The organism is Thioalkalivibrio sp. ALMg11, assembly GCF_000377905.1.
GTDB lineage: Bacteria > Pseudomonadota > Gammaproteobacteria > Ectothiorhodospirales > Ectothiorhodospiraceae > Thioalkalivibrio.
Genome location: NZ_KB898877.1, coordinates 25,847 through 45,834, shown reverse-complemented (window position 1 = coordinate 45,834; position 19,988 = coordinate 25,847). Strand labels below are relative to the sequence as shown.

Sequence of the window (19,988 nt, the reverse complement as noted above, 5' to 3'; positions counted from 1 at the left end):
CGCGGTCGTGGCGAAGCGCCTCGCGCGTACGCGAGGAAGATCCGAACGCCTTGATGTCGATGACCTTCTCCTTGTCCGGACGCAGGCGGGTCAGGGCCGGGCTGGCCTACCCCGTCGTTTGCAGCCATTTCAGTCTTGCACCATGCACTGCCCCCGTATGTTCGCCAGCGCACCGTCGCCTTGACTCCAACGTGATTCGGCGGGAAGTGGAGGTCTCCAGCCTGGCCAGGGAAACACTGATCGCGTGAGGGGCTCGGCTGGAGCGGTCGGAACAGGGCTGGACGCGGCATGAAGTCGCCTCGACTCTGGGAGGTTGTCCGGAGGCCGAGAGCGCAGCGCGGATGGTGGACGAGGAGTTTCTCGAGCAGCGGGTGCGACAGGGCGATGTCGGGCGCTGAACGTTACCGCCCTTGGCCATGAGATGGCGTTGACGCATTGGTCAGCGCCGAAATTGGCAGAGGAGGAGACGTCGTTTTCGACCTTGCAACCCAAGTGCCGGACGTGGAGCCATCTTCATCTGGCCTCGCACTCGATCGGCCACCCGCTGGAGGTACGGTTTTCCCTGGGGCATGACGTGCCTGGCACTCGATCGGGTCGCCCGGAACTCGCAGCGACAAAAAAGCCCTTTTCAAACGGCCCGCAGAAACGGGGTCGAACCCCCTGGGGCACCAAACCCACAAGCCATTGTATGCAGGGGCTCGAGTCACTTTTGCGCGCGCACGGCGTTGCGGCTCCCTTGTGCAGAATGACTGCACGGCGGTCACCGCGCCTTGTTCGCACGCAAAAGTGACTCGAGCGCGAACGTGTACATTAATCAGTGTTTCCCTAGTCCCGGACCAACGCTTCCGCTAACGGATGTATTGGGGCGTGTTCAGGGCGTAGCTTTAGACGCTGCGGATCCTTGGTTCGCAGCGGACCCATGCAATCCACGAAGAACAAGGAGACGGACGAGATGAGTGATCGCGAACAATACGTCGAGAAGATGAAGGCGAAAATTGACGAGTGGAACCACGACCTGGGAAAGCTGGAGGCGAAGGCCAAACAGGCGGATGCGGATCTGCGCGCCAAGTACGAAGAGCAAATCCAGGAACTGCGTAAACGGCGCGACGAGGCCGAGGAACGGCTCAGCCAGTTGCGCGAGGCGAGCGAGGATTCGTGGAAGGAGTTGCGGGAAGGAATGGAGTCCGCATGGGATGACATGGCAAAGGCACTGCGGAACGCTTCGGAACGCTTCCGGTAAGAACCAGGCCTGGCGAAATCGAAGCGGTCGGGCGAGCCGCGTAGCCGCCCTGATCGTCTTTTGATCTGCCCGGCCAAGTGCCCGGTGTTGGCAGAGGCGTGGCCGGCGGTCCGTCCGGGAGCGGCGTGTCCCCCGGACGGAGGCAGGTCGTCACGGTGGGTTCAGTCCAGTGTGGTTTGGCCCGCACCTGTCAGATCGGCAATAACCGCATCACTCGTGGGCGTCCGCCCTCGGCGCGTTGTTTCCGAGTGTGGAACTGGCCCGCACCTCCGCAACCGGTGCCTGGGTGTGGATCAGAAAGAAGACACCCCGGTAGCCTCCATCATGCGATAGCGCCAGTAGCGCAGCCGGGATTCATCGGCGTGTTCCTGGTAGGGGAGACTGTGAACCCGGCCCGGCTCGTTGTGCCAGCGGGTATCGAAAAAGTCGGCGGCATCGGCCATCACCGGGGCTCCGGCCTCGGCCTGAATCTGCACGTTGGTCTCCAGGTTGAAGTTGTCCAGGTTGCGCCGGGTGAAGTTCGCGGAGCCCGCAAGCAGCGTGGCATCGCCATCGCGAGGACGATGCAGGAGCATCTTCGTGTGGCACTGCTCGCCCTGGGTATTGCACCAGCGCACCGAGACGTCCCCGGCGTTCAGTTCCAGCGCCACTTGCCTGTTGGGTATTCCCTGCTTTTTACGGCCGAATGCATCACGGTTCGGATCGAGAAGTACCCGCAGGTCGACGCCGCGCTGCTGCGCGGCCAGAAGGGCCTTCACGATGGCCCGGTGCGAGAGGTAGAACATCCACAGGTCCAGCTGGTCCCCGGGACCCGCGGCGTCAATCATCTCCAGGGCGGCGTCGCGGATCCGTGACTCGGTCAGGATTCGGATCCGGACGGGCGAATCAACGGCTCCGTTCGCTTCCACGCGATCCGGAAGGGCCGTTCGGGTTCCATTCGAGAACTCTGCGACCGCGCGCTCGGTGTGTAGCAGGTCGATGGCCGCGGCGCCCCGGAAACGCACGGCGATGTTGTCGTGCCGGCTGCTGGCGTCATGCGGATTTCCCGAGGTCACCAGTCCGGTCCAGCCGTCCGGCCCATTCGTGACCAGCGTCTTGCGGTGGTTCGCCTTGAAGTTTAGGAGCGCAAGGTACGTGCGCAGGCTCACGGGTGTATCGCCCACCGGGTTCGGGAGCCAACCACCGTGCGAACTGTTGCCGAACCACTGACAGCAGATGCGCCAGGCGGCTGACCACAGGGGATTGGGATCCCGCAGCGCCCGCAGATCCGTCTCGATCACGGGGATTCCATGCGCCTCCAGCCGCGAGAACAGGGGCTGCTTGATGCCGCCGTAGAGGGTGTTGAAGGGATCGGTGATCAGTAGCGCCTCGACCCCGGGTCGTTGTGCGTGCCACTCCGCCAGTCCGAGGACGAACTCGCTTGAGAGTGGACGATGCGCAGCCCCGGACGTCGCCGCAAACTGGTTCACCAGAAAGAAATCCGCGACAACAAGCGACTGCGCCTGTCCGATCATCTCCAGGGCGGCATCGAATATCTCCTGCTCTGTGTGCTGATTGCCCTGTGTGTCGGTCCACGTGGCATCCGCGAGGAACTCGACCCCCTCGGCGGGATGGTAGGGCGTGACGACATCGAGTCCCTCGGGAAGCGGTTTGTACAGGTGGTAGGCGCCGGTCGAGAGGTAGACAGCCAGCAACCCGAGCAGGAACCAGCGCCCCCGCCTCATGCCCGCACCGAAGCGCCCGCTGAGGGCGAACGCAGCGGCGTGCCGGTCCTGACACCATCCCCGATCAGGCCGTGATCCTTGATCGGCACATAGGCGTCCCGAGGTGGCGGGGGCATTTCAGAGACGTTCAACGGGACCCCTCCGATGGTGGGCTACACTGATGTTAGGGAAGCCGGCGGTGGTGGCGGGTGGTCCCTGAAGCACAACTGCTTTTCCGGGCGGTGGGAGCACGTAGCGTCTCCCATAGAGACTGGGGTTTGCTGGCGAAGTCTGTCAATGCGCAGGCGGGTGGCCGGGGCGAGAGCAGCGCCGCGATCGGTGTGCTGCTGGAAATGGGCCGAGATGCCGGTGTGAAGACCGGCCTCGGAGGTCAGGCCCCGAACGACGACCCGGAGTTCGCCGCGTTTCGTCTAGAGCAGGGGATCGACCGCATCTCGGTGAGTGTTCGGAGAGCTTCATGGCGATGAAGCGGATGGTTGCGCAGGCCGAATGCAAAGAGGAACTCGCAGCCGATGAGTGGGGCGCTACGCCGATACCCGGATGCGGTACTCGTGAATATCCGCACGCAAGCACCGGAGGAAATGTATGCAACCGATTGTCACGCTGACGATGAATCCCGCACTCGATGTCAGCACGTCGGTGGAGGAGGTGGTCAGCAAACACAAGCTGCGCTGCTCGGGTGCCCGTTTCGATCCCGGTGGCGGCGGCGTCAATGTCGCCCGCGTGATCGAGCGTCTGGGAGGCGAGGCGACGGCGCTCTACGCGGTCGGCGGTGCGATCGGCGACGTGTACCGCGGGTTGCTGGAGGCCGAGCTGGATGGGGCACAGGCGATTGGAATCGAGGGCAACACCCGCCAGAGCTTTAACGTGAACGAGGACTCGACCGGCAAGGAATATCGCTTCGTGCTGGAGGGCCCGGAGTGGCACGAGAAGGAGTGGCGCGGGGCGCTGGATCGTGTGGCGGAGTCGCTTTCGGAGGGTGGCTATCTGGTGGTGAGCGGCAGCCTGCCGGAAGGGGTCCCGGACGATTTCACGGCCCGGGTGGCACGGCTCGCAAAGCAGGCAGGGGCGCGCTGTGTTGTCGATGCTTCCGGCGCCTCCCTGGAGGCTGCGCTGGACGAAGGGGTGTTCCTGGTCAAGCCGAACAAACAGGAATTGCGCCAGCTAACCGGGGCCGATCTGGATTCGCGGGAAGAGCAGGAGGCCGCGCTGCAGAAGATCCTCGACGATGGCGGCGCGGAGATCGTCGCGCTGAGCCTTGGCGGGGAAGGGGCGCTGTTTGCCTCGTCCGAGGGTGCCTTTCATGTTCCCTCGCCAGAGGTTGAAGCCCGCAGCGCGGTGGGTGCGGGCGACAGCTTCGTGGCTGCTCTCGTACTCAGGCTGGCTGGCGGAAAGTCACTCGGGGGTGCGGCCCGGTATGCCGTCGCCGCGGGTGCCGCCGCGCTGTTGAGCGAGGGTACCGTGATGTGCCGTGCCGAGGATGTCGAGCGGTTGTTTCGGGAGACTCGTGGTGAAGACAACGATCGGTCCGGTCCGGACGATCTCCCATAACCGGTGGAAGTCCGCATGAAAAATGGCCTGGAAACAGGCGATCCTCGTTGAAACACCCGCGCCTTGGGGCGACCCAGGCCCGGGGCGTGTGCCCTGATCTCCGGGCCGGGGGTGATGATCAGCCGCTTGGCGAACTCGATTGGCTAATCACTCTGAAAAACCCCGTTCAGCACGACAGTCGGCGCGCTCATTATCTGCGCGAGGGTGATATCCGTGCCGCGTGGCGGCGGCAGGGTTTCATCGAAGATCAGGGTTTCTTGGCGAAATCTGTCCATGCGTATGATGAGAGTGGGGGTTGCCTGCAGGCGCCGCCATTCGACCGAGGGATTTCATGCAGCGGGAGGCCCGCATGAAGGATCAGGCGGAACGAGGGGCAAACACCAGGGCCGTGCTGTTCGATATGGACGGGGTGGTCACGGATACGGCAAGCGCCCACGCCGCGGCCTGGAAGCACCTGTTCGACGAGTTCCTCGAGGCGCGCGCCGAGCGTTTCGGAGAGACGTTCGAGCCCTTCGACGCCGATGCGGAGTATCGCCGGTATGTGGACGGGCGCCCTCGTGCCGAGGGCATCCGCACGTTTCTTGACGCGCGCGGCATCGAACTGCCGGCCGGCAGCGACGAGGACGGCCCGGAGGCGGAGACGGTCGCGGGCCTGGGCCGGCGCAAGAATCGGTATTTCCATGCCTGGCTGGAGGCAAACCGGGTGCAGCCGCTCCCGGGCACCCTGCGACTGCTTGATGTACTGCGCCGCGGTGGCATCCCGGCCGCGGTGTTCTCTTCCAGTCGCAATGCGGAGGCCGTCCTGCGCAGCGCCGGCTTGCTCGACGCCTTCGACGTACGGGTGGATGGCAACGAGCTGGCGCGGCTGGATATCCCCGGCAAGCCGGATCCGGCGATGCTGCTGGAGGCGGCGCGGCGACTGGGCGTAGCGCCGCAGGAATGCGCGGTCCTCGAGGATGCGGGCAGTGGTGTCGAGGCAGCGGTGCGCGGCCGCTTTCGGCCCGTGATCGGCATGGCCGGTCCCGACCGTGCCGATGCCTTGCTCGAGCTCGGCGCCGACCTGGTGGTCCGCGATGCCGCCGAGCTTCGCTACAGTCGTGCCGCCGGACTGACCCGACGCACGCTCGTCGATCTGCCCCGTGCCCGGGATCGCGAAAGCGAGATGTTCGCTCGCCTGCAGGCCGCGCGTCCGGTGGTGTTTCTGGATTACGACGGCACCCTGACGCCGATCATCGAGGATCATACGCAGGCATGGCTGGCCGCCGACATGCGCGCGACGGTGGCGGCGCTGGCCCGGCACTGCAGCGTGGTCATTGTGAGCGGTCGCGATCTGACGAAGCTGCGGGAGCTGGTCGCGCTCGACTCCGTGTGGCTCGCGGGCAGCCACGGCTTCGAGATCGCCGGTCCGAAGGACGATGGCCGAAGTCTGGAGATGGGCGGTGAGTTCCTCCCCGAACTGGATGCGACGGAACAGGAACTGACGCAGCGGCTGGCCGGGATTGAGGGCCACATGGTGGAGCGCAAGCGCTTCTCCATTGCCGTGCATTACCGGCGTGTTGGCGCTGCGGAGGTGGATCGGGTTGGCTCGATCGTCCGCGAGGTGCTGGAGGCACACCCGAAACTGCGTCTCGGCCACGGCAAGAAGGTGCTGGATATCGGTCCGGGCATCCACTGGAACAAGGGCGAGGCCGTGCGCTGGATTCTCGGCGAGGTGGACGGCCCGGGCGAGAACCTCGTGCCGGTGTATGTCGGCGACGACCTGACCGACGAGGACGCCTTCCGCGCGCTGGCGGGGGAGGGTATCTGCGTCGCGGTGCGTCACGACGAAACCCGGGCGACCGCCGCCGACTCGGTGGTGGAGGACGTCCTCGGCGTGAAACGCCTGCTCCAGTCCCTGGCCGGGATCCTGGCGGCCCGCGTCTCCGATGCCGCGACGGCGGATACACGGGCAAGGGGGGGCTGGGTGCTGCGCTACGCCGGCTACCGCCCCTGGCAGGAGCGTCTGCGCGAGGCGCTGTGCACGCTGGGCAACGGCTATTTCGCGATGCGAGGTGCCGCGCCGGATGCGCGGGCGGATGACGTGCATTACCCGGGCACCTATCTCGCCGGCGGCTACAACCGCCTGATCAGCGAGGTGGCCGGTCGCAAGGTCGAGAACGAGGACCTGGTCAATCTGCCCAACGCGTTGCCGCTGACCTTCCGTGTGGACGACGGCGACTGGTTCCGGCTCGACGACACGGAGATCCTGTCATTGGCACAGGAACTCGATGTTGATCGCGGCCTGTTGCTGCGCAGCCTGCGTTTCCGCGATCCGGCGGGCCGTACCACGCAGTGGCGCGAGCGTCGGTTGGTCAGCATGGATAACCCGCACCTCGCGGCCCTGTGCGTGGAGCTGACCGCGGAGGACTGGTCGGGACGGGTCGCCCTGCATTCCGCGCTCGACGGCGGGGTGGTCAATGATGGTGTGACGCGCTACCGGGGGCTCGAGAACCGCCATCTCGAGATTCTCGAGGCGGACCACCGGGGCGACGACACCCTCTTTCTTCGGGCCCGGACGAACCAGTCCCGGCTCGACATTGCGCAGGCCGCCCGCACCCGCGTCTACCGCGACGGCGTGGAGGCCGGGGTCGAGCGGCACACGCGGCGGGAGGCGCAGGGTGTGGCGCAGGAGATCGTGCTCGATCTGCCGGAACGCGCGAACCTGCGGGTGGAGAAGGTCCTCGCGCTGTACTCGTCGCGTGATGCCGCGACCTCCGAACCCGGCATCGAGGCCCTCCGAACGCTCGGGCGCGCCGGTGACTTCGAAGCCCTGCGCGCCCGCCACGAGATGGCCTGGCGGCACCTGTGGGGGGAGTGCGATATTGCACTCGAGGATGACGCGGCGCCGGATACCGAACTAAAGCTGCGGATCCACATCTTTCACCTGCTGCAGACCACCTCGAAGCACTCGGTCGATCTTGATACCGGCATCCCCGCGCGGGGCTGGCACGGCGAGGCCTACCGCGGACATGTCTTCTGGGACGAGCTGTTCATCTTCCCCTTCCTGAACCTGCGTATTCCGATGCTGACCCGGGCGCTGCTCCGCTACCGCTATCGCCGTCTCGGGGAGGCCCGGCAGGCGGCGCTTGAGGCCGGCTATCGGGGCGCGATGTATCCCTGGCAGAGCGGCAGTGACGGACGCGAGGAGACGCAGCGACTGCATTTGAACCCGACTTCGGGGCGGTGGCTCCCGGATACCTCCCACCGGCAGCGGCACATCAACTCCGCGATCGCCTACAACCTGTGGCAGTACTTCCAGGCCACCGGTGACCAGGAGTTCATGAACTTCTACGGGGCGGAGATGCTGCTGGAGATCGCCCGGTTCTGGGCCAGTGCATCGGTCTACAACCCGAACCTGGACCGCTACGAGATCAAGGGCGTGATGGGGCCGGACGAGTATCACACCGCGTATCCGGACGCCGACCCCGAGGCCCAGGGCGGGGTGGACAACAATGCCTACACCAATGTGATGGCGGCCTGGGTACTGACCCGCGCGCGGGACGTCATCGACCTGCTTCCGGAGATCCGCTGGCGGGAGCTGCGGGAACGTGTCGGCTTGGACGACGTGGAACTCGATCTCTGGGACGAGATCAGCCGCAAGCTGCGCGTGCCGATGGACGCGGACGGGATCATCTGTCAGTTCGAGGGCTATGAACAGCTCGCAGAGTTCGACTGGCAGGAGTACCGGGAACGCTACGGTGATATCCAGCGCCTGGACCGGATCCTGGAGGCCGAGGGCGATTCGTCAAATCGCTACAAGGTCTCAAAGCAGGCCGACGTCCTGATGCTGTTCTATTTGTTCTCGGCGGAGGAGCTGGCGATGCTGTTCGAACAGCTCGGCTATCCGTTCGATCCGTCGATGATCCCGCGCAACGTCGATTACTACTTGGCCCGCACCTCGCACGGCTCGACTCTGAGCCACGTGCCGCATTCCTGGGTGATGGCGCGGTCTGACCGCTCCCATTCCTGGGATCTCTTTCAGCGCGTCCTGGACAGCGACCTTGAGGACATCCAGGGCGGTACGACGCCCGAGGGCATCCATGTTGGCGCGATGGCCGGGAGCGTCGATCTGGTTCAGCGTTGCTATCTGGGGATCGACATGCGGGGCAACGTACTCCACTTTGATCCGGTGTTACCTCCGGAACTGCACTGCGTGAAGGTCCGGTTGCATTACCGCAACCAGACGCTGGAGGTGGAGGCCACCCGCGAGTTGCTGGAAATCCGCAGCGGTGCCTATACCACCCACTCGATCATGGTCGCCTACCGCGGTCATTACCGGGAGTTGGTGCCTGGCGACGACTGCCGCTTCCGGCTGCTGAAGCCGGAGGAACGCGTGCGCGACGAGAATCGCACCGGCGGGGCCGAGCCCGACGTGGCGCATTGATCCGTGTTTTCCTGGAGGTTTCCGGATGACTGCCCAGACGATCGCCGAACGCCTCACCTCCCGGTCGCCGGAAGAGGGGCAGGTAGCGGTTGTCGCCATGACCCGCGATGGCCTCGGACGAGCGAGAGATTGGCCGCACCCTGCAGTCTGTGCTGGAGGAACGGGGCGCTGCGGAAGAACCCGGCAGGTAACCACTACGGTGACCGATAGGGCGTGAGGGTATGTCTGGCGTCAACTACGCTGGCTGGCAGCTGAAGCGTCACTCGGGAATGCGGCGTGGAATGCCGTCGCGGCGGGTGCCGGCGCGCTGTTAGGCGAAGGAACCGTGATGTGCCGCGCAGAGGATGTCGAGCGGTGGTTTCGGGAGGCTCGTGGTGAAAAATGCGATCGGTCTGGATCGGACGATCTGGCGTAACCGATGGTGCCAGCATGAAAGATCGCGTGGAAACAGGCGATCCTCGTTGGGAGATCAGTCGGGTCACGCACAGGCAAAGCCTCCAGTGCGCGCAGCTTGCCCTGTGGCACGAGGAACGGCCGTGTCTGGTTCCCTTCCCGCACGCGTAGCGCGCCTTCTGCGGAAGGGGCCGTTGCCTTGGGGGCGCTACGCCATTCAGTCGGGCGGTGCTGGTCCGCGGGACCCGTGGACTGCCTGCGCAGGCCGACCTAGAGAATCGGCAGGTCTTCGTTCTCTCCCTGCTCGTAGACCACGTTCGCCCGTCCCACGAGCAGGGGGTCGATTGGGCCGATGTCGGTCTGGTCCTTGTCAGTGTACGGGAGTTTGTGCAGTACGTAACGCATGGCATTGAGCCGCGCACGCTTCTTGCAGTCCGACTTGACCACCGTCCAGGGCGCATCCGCGGTATCGGAATAGAAGAACATCGACTCTTTGGCGCGGGTGTAGTCCTCCCACTTATCAAGCGAGGCCAGATCGATGGGGCTTAGTTTCCACTGTTTCAGGGGGTGGGCCTCACGCTCATTGAAACGCCGCTTCTGTTCGTCGCGGCTCACGGAGAACCAGAACTTGATCAGATGAATGCCGCTGCGCACCAGATTGCGTTCGAATTCCGGGGCCTGGCGCATGAATTCCGCATACTCCTCGTCGCCGCAGAATCCCATGACCCGTTCCACGCCAGCGCGGTTGTACCAGGATCGGTCGAACAGCACGATCTCGCCGGCGGTGGGCAGGTGCTGGATGTAACGCTGGAAGTACCATTGCCCCCTTTCGGTTTCGGTGGGCTTCTCCAGGGCCACTACCCGGGCACCGCGGGGATTGAGGTGTTCCATGAACCGCTTGATGGCTCCGCCCTTGCCTGCCGCGTCGCGCCCTTCAAAGATGATCACTACCCGTTGTCCGGTGGCGCGCACCCATTTCTGGAGTTTCAACAGCTCTACCTGGAGTCGATATTTCTGTTTCTCGTAGTTCTTGCGGCTCATCCGGTTTTTGTACGGATACCCGCCCTTGCGCCAGTCATCCGCGAGTTCGTCGTCGGCCTTGACCCCGGTCCTGAAGGTGGCCGCGATCTCGTCCTGGAACAGGGTGCGGCGCAACATCGCGATATCGTCCGGGGAGGCGCCCTGGAGGATTGCACCCAGATGTTCGGCCAGGGCGTTGATATCCGATCCGCCATCTCTCCTGATGATGTCCTCGATGCCGATCCTCTTGGAGTTTTGTGCGCCGTCCGTTGCCCCACTGGAGACATGCCGCTCAATGCCCTGAGGCGATAAATCGGGTGATGTGTCTCCCGCGTTCACGCGCTGGGTGCGGGACCGAGGCGTCGCCGGTCGCTTGGCGCCCTTGGATTTGGCTTTGGCTTTGGTTTTGGTTTTGGACTTGCCCCGGGGTAATGCATCGGCGTTCGGCTTGTCGGTTGTCATGAGGGTCTCCGTTTTCGTGCGAAAGGATGTCTCGATTGTTTTTCGTGGTGACCGGGCTTGCACAGCCGAATGCCCTTGCTGTTGTGGCTTCCGGCTCTTGCGAGCGGGTTTTATGGGGCGACCATAACCGGCCTGGACCGATCCGCCTTGAGCCGCTCAACCCAGCGGTGGGTCGCCATCGCGCCTACCCTTGTATTTCGCGAGACTTGTCTGGCCCTTGTCTACCACGATCCCGAATCTGACACGTAGGGGCGAATATGATTCGTTGCTATCTATCGAGGACGATGGGCGAGCACAAGCGGAAGATTGCCGAAGTTGCTCGGGCAACTGGACTGAATTGAAAGACCATTACATTGCTCTGCCAAGATGCGGCGACGCGGGTGGGTCTCCCAGCAGTGGGTGCGTTTTGCACCTAGTTCAATTGTCAGGTTGGGGGCCTGTTCGAGCACGTTCGCGAGGGGGAGAACCTGCGGAGTAGGGCGCAGGATCGGTCACAGCACCAGGGGGTCAATCGGATGGCTTGTACGACGGGGTCTTGGCGCGACTGGTCACAAGGCGGTCACAGATTTGGTCACAGGAGCGCTGGAGCCTAAAACGAAAAAAGGACCAGCGACGGTAAGTCACTGATCCTTTTTTCTTAAATATGCCGCGCCCGGAAGGATGGCGGCGCCGTTTCGCGTCTTGCCCTTGCGGGTGTCGGCCGTGGGCCGACACGGTCCTCGCTGCGCTCGGGATCGAACCGGATTGTTGAACGGAGGTTCGAATCCTTTGGGCTGACCCAAACGAAAAAGGGCACCCGGATATGGATGCCCTCTCTCTGGAATATGGCGCGCCCGGAAGGATTCGAACCTCCGACCACCTGGTTCGTAGCCAGGTACTCTATCCAGCTGAGCTACGGGCGCATCGACTGAAGGCGCGCATTATCGCGATTGGTCCCGAGGGATGCAAGTCGTCGCGACGGATTCTTTGTTTTTTCGGGCACAACATGGCTTTGGCAGTACGGGCTGCAGGCGCCCCAAGCAACGTCAGGGCGTGCGCGAGACCCGGATTGCCGGGATCGTGAGGTGCCGCGGGGCCGGTTTGCTGGCGCAGGCCCGGCCCCGGGCATGCATCAGAAGTTGTAGCCCAAGCCTACGGTGTAGGCGAACGCACCATCGCGGAAGGCATCTTCTGCATCGCTGGAGCGGCTGAAGAACCACTGGTATTCGATGCGGCCCAGGACGTAGGTGTTTTCCAGCACGTAATACTTCACGCCGCCTTCCAGGCCGGCGAACGCGCTGTTTTTGACCCCGTCGCCGTAGATGAAGCCCAGGCTGCCACCACCAAAGGGACGCAGCCTGCCGTCCGTGGTTTGGAAGTTGAGGTAGCCGCGGGTGGCTCCGTTCCAGTAGTCATCGATCAGGGACTCGCCCTCGAGGTCGGCGTAGTTGATGCTCTGGCGGACCCCGACGATCATGTGATCTTGCAGGTACCAGCCCATATCGCCCGAGACGCCAAAGTTGGTGTTGTCGAATTTGCGGCTACTGCTGCCGCTTCCGGAAAGCGAGAACTCGCGGTCGCCCATGGAGGGTCCGAAGTTCGCCGTTGATCCTGCTTGCTGGGCTTGGGCGGCGAGGGGCAGTGTTCCGGCCAGGCACAGAGTGAGCGCGATTAGGCTTTTCTTCATTATGGTTCTCCTGATGGGTTCCCATCCGGCGCGGGATGGGGTGGATGTCTCGGTGGGTTTTGGGCGTGGCCGGGATGGTCCCGGTCGATACTTGGCGACAGATTACGTTTCCAGACATGGGGTATCTGTACGTTGGCGCACATAGGCATCCGGATGCGCTGTGTCCTGGTTGGCGAAAATCAAGAGAACCCTGGATTTCTCGAAGCTGCGGACCCAAATGGTGCTCTTCTAGGTGGAAAGGATCCTTGATGGGCAGACCGAAGGTGTGAATAGCGGGCAGGTTTGTGCGGCCCCGCACAGACGCGCACGGTTGTGCTCCGCAGGGTTTCGGTTCGGTTGGCAATCAGGCCGACCAGCCATGCGGAGGAGTGCGAGATGAACTGGAATATGGCGAAAGGTCACTGGACGCAGTTCAAGGGCAAGGTCAAGGCGCGTTGGGGCGAGTTGACCGACGATGAACTGGAAACCGTGGCGGGCGAACGCGACGAGTTGGTGGGCTGTATCCAGGAGCGGTATGGCGTGACCCGTACCGCGGCCGAAGGGCAGCTCGTGGAGTTCGAGAGGAAGGTGAGTCGGGTCCACCACTGAACCGCCAGCCGCGGGGGCCGGTCCTGGGCCGCCTGGGCTCAAGTCCAAGGTTCGGTGATTGGCGTGTGTCCGGGCAGACGGCCGTAGTGGCGGGCGACCTTCTGGCTAGGTGTCGCGAGCTACTTCGAGCCTGGGTCCCGTATTGTGCGATTCTGCTGTGGCGCTTGCCGGTACACCCGAGGGATGTGACATCCCCCGGGCGAGGACGACTAACGCGTTAGTCGCGTTCGTATTCCGGCGTTTCCTGCAGCGTGTCTTCATTCATGTCGATGTAGAGCTTGACCTCTCCGTCTTCGGTCGTACGCTCGATACGGTCCCAGGCGATCGCCACGTCCTTTCCGCCGAGGCCGAGAACGCCGCTGCCCGTGCCGATAACGACCGCGACGATACGACCATCCCGATCGACGACCAGATCGTGGATTTCGCCGATCTCGTCTTGGCTTTCACGGCTATGGATCTTCTGGTCCATCAGGTCCGAGACGTGCAGCCCCTGGTCCGGCATGCGCTGGATATGGGGGGCATCATCGCGGGCGTCCGCACGACGTTGATCCATGGCATCGCGATCGTGGGCTTCTGCGCCACGTTCTTCCATCATCTCGTGGTCTTTCGAGTCCCTCTCGTGTTCACCGGCCATGGTGCCGGTCATGACGCCGCCCAGGCCAAAGACGAAGATCGGGACCGTGGCCGCGGCGAGTTTGAGTGAGGCAAGTTTTTTCATGGTGTCGCTCCTTGATGGGTCCGGCGTTCAATCCGGGAGTCGATGTCGCGTGCATCACGCGGGCACTTGGACCCAGCGATGCGAACGCACCAACGATGTTGCGGAGCGCTGTCACCCACGTCTGTACGTTGAGGCACACACTTGGTTCGTAGCCAGGAAGTCTATCCAGCTGCGCTCGCATCGACTGGATGCACGGTGGACCGCGATGGGCCCCGAGGCAGCAAGCCGTCGCGGTGAGTGTGTTGTGGTTTTCCGGCCCCGTCCGCCGTCCTTATCCCCTCGGGATGGGGTGATAGGGCGTACTGCGTACTCGGTCGTGTTCATGCATGCGGTAATGGACGAAGGCGTCCTTGTCGTCAAAGTGCAGGAAGGGGTTGCCCGCATCCTCCTCCGCCAGTGTGGATTCCGCCTTTTCCGCGTAGTTGTGACCCGGATGGATGCAGGTATGGGCCGGAAGCCCCTCGCGCAGGCCGTTGAGGGTATGAAACATCTGTTCCGGATCGCCGCCGGCCAGGTCGCAACGGCCGCAGCCGAAGACGAACAGGGTGTCGCCGGTGATCAGGTCGTCGCCCGCCGGCATGTGGAAGCAGGCGGAACCGGGGGTGTGGCCGGGTGTATGCAGGAAGCGGATCTCGGTGTCGCCCAGGTGCATATCATCGCCACCGTGGTGCAGTTCCGGGCGTTCCAGCTCCTTGCCCCAGAACTCGGCCTCGGGCTTGAGCAGGTGCAGCCGCGCATTCGGATACTGTTCAAGGATTGCCTCGACCCCGTTGATGTGGTCGTGGTGGCTGTGCGTCAGCAGGATGTCGGAGATCTCGACCTCGTTTTCGCGGGCCTGACGGATGATCGCCTCCGGATCCCAGGCTGGATCCACCACCGCCCCACGATGGCTGGCGCGATCCTCGATCAGATAGACGAAGTTCTCCATCGGGCCGAGTTCCTGGCGGTGGATGCGATAGGGCAGTTGGGTACGGTCCATCGAGGTCTCCGGGAGTTATTCGTGGTTTGGTAGGGTCTATGCGTTTCCTATCCTGTGCCGAGAAGGGGAGTGATGCCAAATTCCGAAGATTCGCCGGTTGATTCCGAAGCTCTGGATCCCAAGACCAACTGGGAGGCCCGCTATCAGGCGGGTTCGACCCGTTGGGACCGCGGCGCGCCCAGCCCTTCGCTGGAGCGTTGGCTGGAGGTCACCGCGCTGGGGCCCGGCGCGCGGATCGTGGTGCCCGGTTGTGGCTTTGGTCACGAGGTGCCGGCTCTCGCTGCGCGGGGTTTCCGTGTGACCGGGCTGGATGTGGCGCCAACGCCGGTAGAACAGTTGCGCCGCGATCTGGCGCAGGCCGGGCTGGAAGCGGAGGTGGTGCAGGCGGACATGCTCGCCTGGCAACCCGAGGTGCCAGTGGACGGGATCTACGAGCAGACGTCTCTTTGTGCCCTGCCGCCCGAGCAGTGGCCGGCGTACGAGGCGAAGCTGCATGGCTGGTTGCGTGAAGGCGGCGAACTGTTTGCGTGTTTCATGCAGACCGGTCGCGAGGGCGGGCCGCCCTACCATTGCGCGGTGCCGGAGATGCGTCAGCTGTTTCCTGCCGATCGTTGGGATTGGCAGGACGACGTAGGCCGTACCGACCACACCAATGGCAAGTACGAGCAGCTCTACTGCTTGATCCGGCGTTAAGGAGACGCTGTGGATCCTGTCGGGCGGCCCGCGGCCCGCGGCCCGTGCGCCGATGGGGAATCTCCCGCGTCCAGGCGCGGTAGAAGCGGTGAAGTGCATGCGCATGATCTAGATTCGGACTAGGGAGGGCCCGCAAGGGTTTCGGCCGGCGGGCTCTCCCGTCCACCCGAACCAGGAGTGCGCGATGAAAGTCTGGATGTTCGTTTTGTTGTTGCTGCTGCCTCTTCCGCTGGCTGCGTCCGACTCGACGGACGGGGACGAGGCGCTGGATCCTGAAACGTTGCAACAGATGGTTCGGCATAGTGCCGAGATTTTCAAAATCGATGATGGTGTCAGCATCGACGAGGCCATCGAGTCGATGAAGTTGCGGGCCAATCTGCGCAACTTCCAGGAGGTCGCCGATTTGCCGCTGTCGGATCAGGTGCAGGCGATGGGTGGCGAAGGCAACTACATGCGCATTCTCGCCTTCTGTGATGCCCTCATCGCCAATCAGATGGTGAAGCACGACATCATCTTTGCAAGCTTTCTGCCCTGTCGTATCGCAGTGGTGGAGGATGACGAGGGGCAGGGCTGGATCGTCACCACCAACATGGACATGATGCTGCACGCGACGGATCTCCCCGAGGATCTCGAGGTCGTTGCCCGCGAGGTACGCGACACGATCTATAGCATCGTCGAGGCGGGCCGTACCGGAGATTTCTGAACGTCCAAATGAAAAGCCCGCGGCTCCTTTCGGAGGCCGCGGGCGTTGTGTCGTACGCGCTTTTGGGTCGCCGCGCTTAGCCGTTGGCGGCCTTGCGCTTGATCATTAGCGTGCCGTCCGCGCGCGAGCCGGCGTTCTTGGGCCCGCTTGCACCCTTGCGTGCGGGTTGTTTGCCGGGCGCGGCGGCATAGGCCGGGCGCTTGCCGTTGGCCGGGGCCGGGCCACGCTTGGCCGGGTGGGGCTTGCTGGTTGGCTTGGACTTGCCGCTCGCCTCTGGTTTGTCACTGCGCGGCTTGGTCGCCTTGCGCGGGGCAGGCTTGCGCGTGTCGTCCTGGTTTGCCGCCTGGCCCGGGCGAGGCGCCTGAAGGGTCAGTTCCAGCTTGCGGTTGGCAATGTGGATGTTGCCCAGGCGACGAATCGCGGCTTCGTCCAGCGACGCCGGCAGATCCACATGGCTGTGGTCGTCACGCAGGCCGATGCGGCCGATGTCGCGGCCGTTCAGGCCGCCCTCGTTGGCCAGGGCGCCGACGATGGCACCCGGCGCCACGCCGTTGTTGCGGCCGACCGGCATGTAGTAGCGCACCATGTCGCCTTCCGGCTCGCGATCCTTGCCGCGCGACGGGCGCTCGCCCCGGGGCTTGCTGTCCCGGCGGTTGTCGCCGCGCTCGGAATAGGGGGCACGCGCGGCCGCCAGCAGGGGATCGGCACCCTTGTTGGCGTTGGCATCCAGCGGGCTGCCCGCGGTGGCCAGTCCGACCAGGGCGGTGGCGAGTTCGCGTTCGGATACGCCGCTGTCGGTCAGCAGGCGGTCGACCAGGGCTTCGTGCCCGGAGTCCTTGTCGCTGCCCAGGAGGGCCTGTACGCGTTCGGCGAAGCGCGTCTCGCGGCGGGCCTGTACGGCCTGGCGGTCCGGGACCGGCTGCTCGCGCACCGGCTTGCCGGTGAGGCGTTCGATGTCTTTCAGCATGCGGCGCTTGCGCGGCTCCAAGAACAGGATGGCGCGGCCCTTGCGACCGGCGCGGCCGGTACGGCCGATGCGGTGAACGTAGACCTCGGCATCGCCGGGGGCGTCGAAGTTGAAGACGTGACTGATGCGCGGCACATCGATGCCGCGGGCGGCGACGTCGGTGGCTACGATTACATCCAGGCGGCCATCGCGCAGGTCACTGACCACACGCTCGCGCTCGCCCTGTTCCATGTCGCCGTTTAGCGCGGACGCGGCGATGCCGGCCTGGCCGAGTGAATCGGCGATCTCGACCGTGGAGGCCTTGGTGCGGGCAAAGACGACCGCGCCGTCCAGATCTTCCTCGGTCTCCATCAGGCGGGTCAGGGCCTCCACCTTGTGGCGGGCATCGACCAGGCAATAGCTCTGATCGATATCGGTGCCTGCCTCGTTGCCGGCACCGATCTTGATCTCTTCCGGCTCGCGCATGTGGCGGTGCGCGATACGGCGGATGGGGGCCGGCATGGTGGCGGAGAACAGGGTGGTCTGACGCGCTTCCGGGGTCTGTTCCAGGATCCACTCGATCTCTTCGACAAAGCCCATGCGCAGCATTTCGTCGGCTTCGTCCAGCACCACGACGCGCAGGGCGTCGAGGTTCAGGGTGCCGCGTTTGATGTGGTCGACCACGCGGCCGGGCGTACCGACCACGATCTGCGGGCCCTTGCGCAGGGCGCGCAGCTGCTCGCCCATCGGTTGGCCACCGTAGACGGGCAGGACGTCGATGCCGCCGACGCCGCGGGCGAATTCAGTCAGGGCACCGGCGACCTGGTTGGCCAACTCGCGCGTCGGAGCCAGCACCAGTGCCTGGGGCACACGCTTGCCGGCGTCCATCAGGTCGATCAGCGGCAGGCCGAAGGCGCCGGTCTTGCCGGTGCCGGTCTGGGCTTCGCCCAGAACATCGCGGCCTTTCAGCAGCGCGGGGATGCAGGCGGCCTGGACCGGGGTCGGGGTAGAAAAGCCCATGTTCGAAAGGGCATGAACCAGCGACTCGGAAAGCCCGAGCTGGGAGAAGGAGGGGGAATCAGACATTTAGGGTACTCACACAGGCCGGAAACGAAGGCCCGGCGAAAATCGGATGGCAACTGCCAACCCCGCATCATACACGAATCGAAGACGTAACGAGCGAAAACGTCGGACATCTTCCAGGGAGATGCGGCCGGATGTTCGAAATGCCGCAACCGGCTTGCTCGTCCTGGACTGGGGCGGAATCGCGGGGGTCTATTCATTGTCCGACCTGAGCTGTCGGGATATAGTTCGTCCAAGGATTTTTGCTGGATACGGTATGTCGCTTAACCCTACGGACCTGTTCAACTTGCTGGCCGACGAGACACGGCTTCGCTCGCTCTTGCTGATGCAGGCGGAAGGGGAGCTGTGCGTCTGCGAGCTGACCCACGCTCTGGAGATGTCTCAGCCGAAGGTGTCGCGTCATCTGGCCGCGCTGCGCCACTCCCAGGTGGTGTGTACCCGGCGCGCGAGCAACTGGATCTATTATCGACTCTCGCCGGAGCTTCCGGAATGGGCCGGGGAGATCCTGAAGACTGCGGATCGTGCCGTCTCCCGAACGGAGCCATACACAAGTGATCGGGGGCGGCTCAGCACCGCACCCAGTCGTGCGGAGTGCCTGGATTCGGCCTGAGGGTCGTCGCGCGCAGAAGCAGCTGCAATAACGTCAAAACGGCCGGACTACCAAGAGGGTAGTCCGGCCGTTTCTATTTGGATGCGAAGCCTTGCGCGTGACCGGTCAATGCGGCTCGCGGTGGACGCAGGCGAGGATCGCCGTCGCAATGTCGTTGGCTTCGATGCCCGGTGCGTCCAGGCCGATTTCCTGCATGCAGGTGGTCGCGGCAGTGCGCAGGGCTTCTTCTTCCAGTGGCTGGCCGTGCAGGGCATCCGCGATGCGGTCCATGCCGTCTTCCGGGAAGACGGTGAAATCGCCGGAGAGCAGGAGATCGGCGATGTGGTCGTCCTTTTCCATCAGCTGGGCCCGAATCAGCCCGCCGGGGGCCTTGTGGGCACCTTCGGTCAGGTGGGTTCCGGCGGCGATCTTCACGCCCATCTCGACGAATTTGCGGCCCTTGCGGTAGGTCCATTCGGGGTCGGTCAGTTCGGCGACCTGTTCCTCGATGGCCGCATTTTCCTCGGCGGTGGGCTCGCTCATTTCGACTTCGACGGCGAGATCACTGGCGACCCGTTTCAGGAAGGCATCGCGTACGGTTTCGCGGGCCGGCATCTCGCCCAGTTCGCGCGACAGGGTGGTGATGTAGTCCTCCATGCCGGCGCGCAGCTTGTCGCGGAATTTCTCCGACGGCACCTTGAGGCAACGCGCCATGGTGGCGGTGTCGAAGTCGAACATGAAGCTGCCGACCATCACCGTGGCATTGCCGATGCTGGCGGCGCCCGTACCGCCGATCTTGCGCCCGTCCACGTGGATGTCGTTCACCGGGCGGAAGGTCGCGTTCACGCCGAGGTCCTGATAGGTGTTGATCACCGGATCGATGAACTTCTTGTAGATCTCCGAGACGATCCGTGGCGCCTTGGACGACGGATAGATGAAGTGGAAGAACATCTGGTTGTGGTCCAGATACACCGCACCGCCGCCGACATGGCGGCGGATGATCGGCAGGTTCTGTTCCTTGCAGAAGTCTTCGTCGGCCTCCAGGGCGATCTCCTGGTGCAGCCCGACGCAGACATACGGGTCGTCGGGGTTGACCAGGGTGAGCACCGGATCGTCGTCCTTGCCCATGGCCTCGGCGATGCCGTGGTAGACCGCCTGGGAACGCACGGCGGGCTGCTGGCCGAAGTCGATTACGCGTAAACGCATGGTG

At 64.2% G+C, this 19,988-nt stretch carries 15 protein-coding genes and 1 tRNA gene; 8 read left to right on the top strand and 8 right to left on the bottom strand.

What is annotated here, in order from left to right; genetic code table 11:
- Positions 1-919 precede the first annotated feature (919 nt).
- Entirely contained in the window at positions 920-1,240 is a 321-nt protein-coding gene (locus tag D578_RS0111825; protein WP_018950154.1) for a hypothetical protein, read from the top strand.
- A gap of 293 nt (positions 1,241-1,533) precedes the next feature.
- On the opposite strand, the gene D578_RS0111820 is transcribed toward D578_RS0111825, so the two are convergent.
- Positions 1,534-2,964, bottom strand: coding sequence for a phospholipase D-like domain-containing protein (locus tag D578_RS0111820; RefSeq protein ID WP_026289322.1), 1,431 nt, complete (start codon positions 2,962-2,964; stop codon positions 1,534-1,536).
- A gap of 257 nt (positions 2,965-3,221) precedes the next feature.
- Here D578_RS0111820 and D578_RS0111815 point away from each other — a divergent pair, with 257 nt between their 5' ends.
- The 3 genes from D578_RS0111815 to otsB all read left to right on the top strand — a co-directional run bounded on the left by D578_RS0111815 (position 3,222) and on the right by otsB (position 8,938).
- Entirely contained in the window at positions 3,222-3,431 is a 210-nt protein-coding gene (locus tag D578_RS0111815) for a hypothetical protein (protein WP_018950152.1), read from the top strand.
- A gap of 118 nt (positions 3,432-3,549) precedes the next feature.
- On the top strand, positions 3,550-4,515 hold the full coding sequence (locus D578_RS0111810; protein WP_018950151.1) for a 1-phosphofructokinase family hexose kinase: 966 nt from the start codon (positions 3,550-3,552) through the stop codon (positions 4,513-4,515).
- A 331-nt stretch (positions 4,516-4,846) separates the two neighbouring features.
- A complete protein-coding gene (gene otsB, locus D578_RS0111800) occupies positions 4,847-8,938 on the top strand; it encodes a trehalose-phosphatase (protein WP_018950150.1) in 4,092 nt (1,363 codons plus the stop codon).
- Positions 8,939-9,601: 663 nt separating this feature from the next.
- Here otsB and ppk2 read toward each other — a convergent pair.
- The 3 genes from ppk2 to D578_RS0111785 form a co-directional block, all read right to left on the bottom strand.
- Entirely contained in the window at positions 9,602-10,813 is a 1,212-nt protein-coding gene (ppk2, locus tag D578_RS0111795; protein ID WP_026289321.1) for a polyphosphate kinase 2, read from the bottom strand.
- An 825-nt stretch (positions 10,814-11,638) separates the two neighbouring features.
- A tRNA-Arg gene (locus D578_RS0111790) sits at positions 11,639-11,715 on the bottom strand.
- A 209-nt stretch (positions 11,716-11,924) separates the two neighbouring features.
- A complete protein-coding gene (locus tag D578_RS0111785) occupies positions 11,925-12,479 on the bottom strand; it encodes an outer membrane beta-barrel protein (protein ID WP_026289320.1) in 555 nt (184 codons plus the stop codon).
- A 375-nt stretch (positions 12,480-12,854) separates the two neighbouring features.
- Between D578_RS0111785 and D578_RS0111780 the strand changes: the two genes are divergently transcribed.
- Positions 12,855-13,067 (top strand): CsbD family protein, encoded by a 213-nt coding sequence (locus D578_RS0111780; RefSeq protein ID WP_018950147.1) that lies wholly within the window; start codon positions 12,855-12,857, stop codon positions 13,065-13,067.
- Between the two features lie 217 nt (positions 13,068-13,284).
- On the opposite strand, the gene D578_RS0111775 is transcribed toward D578_RS0111780, so the two are convergent.
- Together D578_RS0111775 and D578_RS0111770 are read right to left on the bottom strand one after the other, a co-directional pair.
- On the bottom strand, positions 13,285-13,785 hold the full coding sequence (locus D578_RS0111775; RefSeq protein ID WP_018950146.1) for a PRC-barrel domain-containing protein: 501 nt from the start codon (positions 13,783-13,785) through the stop codon (positions 13,285-13,287).
- Positions 13,786-14,056: 271 nt separating this feature from the next.
- On the bottom strand, positions 14,057-14,764 hold the full coding sequence (locus tag D578_RS0111770; protein WP_018950145.1) for an MBL fold metallo-hydrolase: 708 nt from the start codon (positions 14,762-14,764) through the stop codon (positions 14,057-14,059).
- Between the two features lie 72 nt (positions 14,765-14,836).
- Between D578_RS0111770 and D578_RS0111765 the strand changes: the two genes are divergently transcribed.
- The gene (locus D578_RS0111765) at positions 14,837-15,457 is read left to right on the top strand and encodes a methyltransferase domain-containing protein (RefSeq protein ID WP_018950144.1); all 621 of its coding nucleotides are present in this window, start codon (positions 14,837-14,839) and stop codon (positions 15,455-15,457) included.
- Positions 15,458-15,641: 184 nt separating this feature from the next.
- Positions 15,642-16,160, top strand: a complete 519-nt coding sequence (locus D578_RS0111760) for a DUF302 domain-containing protein (RefSeq protein ID WP_018950143.1) — start codon at positions 15,642-15,644, stop codon at positions 16,158-16,160.
- A gap of 76 nt (positions 16,161-16,236) precedes the next feature.
- On the opposite strand, the gene D578_RS0111755 is transcribed toward D578_RS0111760, so the two are convergent.
- Positions 16,237-18,192, bottom strand: a complete 1,956-nt coding sequence (locus D578_RS0111755) for a DEAD/DEAH box helicase (protein ID WP_026289319.1) — start codon at positions 18,190-18,192, stop codon at positions 16,237-16,239.
- A gap of 253 nt (positions 18,193-18,445) precedes the next feature.
- On the opposite strand from D578_RS0111755, the gene D578_RS0111750 reads away from it, so the two are divergent.
- Positions 18,446-18,799, top strand: coding sequence for a metalloregulator ArsR/SmtB family transcription factor (locus tag D578_RS0111750; RefSeq protein WP_018950141.1), 354 nt, complete (start codon positions 18,446-18,448; stop codon positions 18,797-18,799).
- A 105-nt stretch (positions 18,800-18,904) separates the two neighbouring features.
- Here the strand turns inward: D578_RS0111750 and D578_RS0111745 are convergent, their stop codons facing one another.
- A complete protein-coding gene (locus D578_RS0111745) occupies positions 18,905-19,984 on the bottom strand; it encodes a lipoate--protein ligase (RefSeq protein WP_018950140.1) in 1,080 nt (359 codons plus the stop codon).
- Positions 19,985-19,988 lie beyond the last annotated feature (4 nt).